The sequence below is a fragment of the Streptomyces racemochromogenes genome (assembly GCF_044129415.1).
GTDB classification, from domain to species: Bacteria; Actinomycetota; Actinomycetes; order Streptomycetales; family Streptomycetaceae; genus Streptomyces; species Streptomyces racemochromogenes_A.
Genome location: NZ_JBBDHD010000365.1, coordinates 1 through 302 on the forward strand (window position 1 = coordinate 1; position 302 = coordinate 302).

A 302-nucleotide genomic window follows, 5' to 3' on the forward strand; every position below is an offset into this window, starting at 1 on the left:
GGTGAGGTTTCGCCGGAGTTGCTGGAGCGGGTGGATGTGCTCCAGCCGGCGAGTTTCGCGGTGATGGTCGGTCTGGCCGCCGTCTGGTCGTCGGTCGGCGTCCGCCCTGACGCGGTCGTCGGCCACTCGCAGGGTGAGATCGCGGCCGCGTGTGTCTCCGGTGCGCTGTCGTTGGAGGACGCGGCCCGGGTGGTGGCCCTGCGGAGCCAGGCCATTGCCAAGGAGTTGGCCGGGCGGGGTGGCATGGCCTCGGTGGCGCTGAGCGCCGACGAGGCCGCGGCCCGTCTGGAGCGGTGGGCGGA

Annotated in this window: 1 protein-coding gene; it reads left to right on the top strand. The window is 73.2% G+C overall.

Translation table 11 applies throughout. The annotated features are described in order from the left end of the window. The coding region (locus tag WDV06_RS37305) for an acyltransferase domain-containing protein (RefSeq protein ID WP_395514220.1) at nt 1–302 on the top strand (302 nt) is incomplete at both ends.